Source organism: Arthrobacter sp. 2YAF22_2 (genome assembly GCF_052114645.1).
Lineage (GTDB): Bacteria > Actinomycetota > Actinomycetes > Actinomycetales > Micrococcaceae > Arthrobacter.
The window spans coordinates 1-3,723 of sequence record NZ_JBFRFD010000373.1 but is presented as its reverse complement, the minus strand read 5'-3'; the positions used below and the strand labels follow the sequence as shown (position 1 = coordinate 3,723).

Genomic DNA, 3,723 nt, shown 5'->3' with positions numbered 1-3,723 from the left:
ACGTAGATTTGCCCGACGGCCTCGCCCAGGGCGGCCTCGACGACGGCGACGCCCCGCTTCCAGCGGTCCCGGTTGCGGGGGGTGCCGCTGAGCGTGGTGCCGTAGAAGGCAAAGTTCGCGTCTACGAACGCGGCGGAAAGATATGGTGCCGCCGCGCTGACCACCCGCAGGGCGAGCCATTCCTGCCAGACGGCCAGCGGCACCGATTCCAGCAGCCCCGCCGCGCCCGCGAAGAAGTCCGGGGTGCTGACCACCAGCTCGCTCCGTTTCTCCGGGGCGATGGCAGCGGCATCGAACCAGGCGGAGAGCAGCGGAAAGAGCTGAGCGACCTCCTCGGCCGACTTCAGGTTGTAGGTCTTCTGCGGGTCGCGCAGCGTGACCTTGTCCCAGTGGTGCGAGGCGAGGGACGTCTCCAGCTCCACGACCCGGGCGGCCGCCGCGTCGGCGTCGGCGACGCCGGCCAGCCCGAACATGGTGCCGATGTGCTGGCGGTAGGCCTGGACAATCGGCGCGAACTTCTCGTCGCGATAGTAGGACTCATCCGGCAGCCCCAGGCCGGCCTGGCCGGTGTAGAGCAGGATCCGGTCCGGGTTGCCCGCATCCGGTGCAGGGTAGATGTAGAACAGCCCGGAAACGTCGGCCCGGAACAGCCGGCCGGCGAGCTGGACCAGTTCGGCCACTGAACCGGTGGCGAATACCTCGGCCAGCCGTGCGCGGATCGGCTCCGAGCCTTTGGCCTCCACTGCGGCTTCGTCCATGAAGCTGTTGTACAGTTCGCCGATCTTGCGTTCGATCCCGGTCGCGGCGTCGCCCCGGCCGGCCGCCGCCAGGATGATTTCCTTGACGGCCACTTCCGAGTCGTCGCGCAGCGCCGTGAACGTGCCCTCCAGCGGCCGGTCGTCCGGTATGGCGGTGCTCTTCAGCCAGCCGCCGTTGAAGTGCCGGTAGAGGTCGTCCTGGGGGCGGACTCCGGCGTCAATAGAGGTCTGGTCGATCCCGGAAAGCGGCACTGCTGCTCCTTCGAAGGGGGAGCTGTACTCGGCCTGGGACCGGTACAGCGTCTGCATGGTGGACGTGTATGAGGTATGGCCCCTTCATCTTACGCACCCGTGTTACTGTGAAAATGTGCGTGCAGAACTGCTTCTTCTTAGCTGCCGCAGCGAGGCCTCGGACGCAATCCAGCGCTAGGCCAACCCTCGCTGCGGAGTTAGTGTTGCCCCGGCCTCCCCTCAACAGGAATCAGAGAATAGGCCCCGAAAGTCATGCGAAACGCACAGCAGCCCTCAGGAATGCCAGTCCACCGCTACGTCCCGTTCCAGGACCGGATCACGGTCGAACTGCCGGACCGCACCTGGCCCGACAAGGTCATCACCAAGGCCCCCCGCTGGTGCGCGGTCGACCTGCGTGACGGCAACCAGGCCCTGATCGATCCGATGAGCCCGGCCCGGAAGATGAAGATGTTCGACCTGCTGGTCCGGATGGGCTACAAGGAGATCGAAGTCGGCTTCCCCTCCGCCTCGCAGACGGACTTCGACTTCGTCCGCCAGCTGATCGAGGGCAACCACATCCCGGACGACGTCACCATCCAGGTGCTGACCCAGGCCCGGGAACACCTGATCGAGCGGACCTACGAGTCCTTGGTSGGCGCCAAGCAGGCCATCGTSCACCTGTACAACTCGACGTCGGTGCTGCAGCGCCGGGTCGTCTTCAACCAGGACGAGGACGGCATCCTCGACATCGCGCTGCAGGGCGCCCGGCTGTGCAAGAAATACGAAGAGACCCTCGAAGACACCCACATCACCTACGAGTACTCGCCCGAGTCCTTCACCGGCACCGAGTTGTCCTACGCCGTGCGGGTCTGCAACGCGATCGCGGACGTCTTCGAGGCCTCCGCCGACCGCCAGGTCATCATCAATCTGCCGGCCACCGTCGAAATGGCGACGCCCAACGTCTACGCCGACTCCATCGAGTGGATGAGCCGCCACCTGCACCCGCGCGAGGGCATCATCCTGTCCCTGCACCCGCACAACGACCGCGGCACAGGTGTCGCAGCGGCCGAGCTGGGCTACCTGGCCGGGGCCGACCGGATCGAGGGTTGCCTCTTCGGCAACGGCGAACGGACCGGCAACGTCGACCTGGTCACCCTGGGCCTGAACATGTTCGTGCAGGGCGTCGACCCGATGATCGACTTCTCCGACATCGACGATGTCCGCCGCACGGTGGAGTACTGCAACCAGCTGCCCGTGGCGGAGCGCTCGCCCTACGGCGGCGACCTGGTGTTCACCGCCTTCTCCGGTTCGCACCAGGACGCCATCAAGAAGGGCCTCGAAGCCCTGGAGAAGGACGCCGCAGCCGCCGGCAAGGACGTGGCGGACTACGAATGGCAGGTCCCGTACCTACCGGTCGACCCCAAGGACCTCGGCCGCAGCTACGAGGCCGTGATCCGGGTCAACTCGCAGTCCGGCAAGGGCGGCGTCGCCTACCTGCTCAAGAACGAGCACAACCTGGACTTGCCGCGCCGCGCGCAGATCGAATTCTCCGGCGTGATCCAGCGCCGCACGGACACGGTGGGCGGCGAAGTCAGCGGCGCCCAGCTGTGGCAGGTGTTCCAGGACGAATACCTGCCCTCCGCCGCGGCGGAAGCCCAGTGGGGACGCTACGCCCTCGGCGCGGTCAGCACCGAGTCGGACGAGGACGGCGTCATGACGTTGACCGCCGCGCTCAAGGTGGACGGCAAACCGCTGCGCCGCACCGGGACCGGCAACGGCCCGATCGCGGCCCTGCTGAGCATCCTGCGGGAGGACGGCGTCGACGTCCGCGTGCTGGACTACAGCGAGCACGCCCTCTCCGAGGGCGGCAGCGCCCAGGCCGCCGCCTACGTCGAATGCGCCGTGGGGGAGCGGGTGTTGTGGGGTGTCGGGATCGACGCCAACACGTCCATGGCGTCGCTTAAGGCAGTGATTTCGGCCGTCAACCGCGCCATCCGGGACGCCCGCGCCTGAGCGATCCCGCCGCCACCCGCTGCGCCGCCGGATCACCGGCGGCGCAGCGTGGGGTTTTCCGATGGCGGCGTTTCCCGACAGTCAGTGCGAAGATTAGCTGTGGCCCAACCTTCCTCCTTTGCCGCCCGCGCCTACCGCGACGACGCCGTGGTCCTGCGCACCCATAAACTGGGTGAAGCGGACCGCATCATCACCCTGCTCACCAAGCACCACGGCCAGGTCCGGGCGGTCGCCAAGGGGGTCCGGCGCACCAGCAGCCGTTTCGGTGCCCGGCTCGAGCCGTTCATGGTCGCGGACCTGCAGCTCATCTCCGGACGCACCCTGGACGTGGTGACGCAAGCCGTCGCGAAGGGCGCCTACGGCTCCAGCATCGCCGCCGACTACGGCCGCTACACCGTCGCCGCCGCGATGACCGAGACCGCGGAGAAGCTCACCGACGTCGACGGCGAGGCGGGAACGGCGCAGTACAACCTGCTGGTCGGGGCACTGGCTTCGCTGAGCCGCGGCGACCACGCCGCCGAGCTGATCCTGGATTCCTACCTGCTCCGTGCACTGTCCACCGGCGGCTGGGCGCCCAGCTTCACCGACTGCGCCCGTTGCGGCGCGCCCGGGCCGCACACCGCGTTTTCGGCCCCGCTGGGCGGCATGGTCTGYCCGGAGTGCCGGCCGCCGGGCTCGCCCGCGCCCGCGGCGGAGACAGTGCTGCTGCTGGGAGCGCTGC

General features: G+C 68.1%; 2 protein-coding genes and 1 pseudogene. 2 read left to right on the top strand and 1 reads right to left on the bottom strand.

The window, feature by feature from the left end; translation table 11 throughout:
• Nucleotides 1–1,010, bottom strand: a pseudogene (locus AB4Y86_RS14200) (peptidase M13); the annotation flags it as partial.
• A gap of 252 nt (nt 1,011–1,262) precedes the next feature.
• On the opposite strand from AB4Y86_RS14200, the gene leuA reads away from it, so the two are divergent.
• Nucleotides 1,263–3,002, top strand: coding sequence for a 2-isopropylmalate synthase (gene leuA / locus AB4Y86_RS14195; protein WP_441402847.1), 1,740 nt, complete (start codon nt 1,263–1,265; stop codon nt 3,000–3,002).
• Between the two features lie 99 nt (nt 3,003–3,101).
• On the top strand, nt 3,102–3,723 hold a 622-nt coding region (gene recO, locus AB4Y86_RS14190; RefSeq protein ID WP_441402846.1), incomplete at its 3' end, for a DNA repair protein RecO.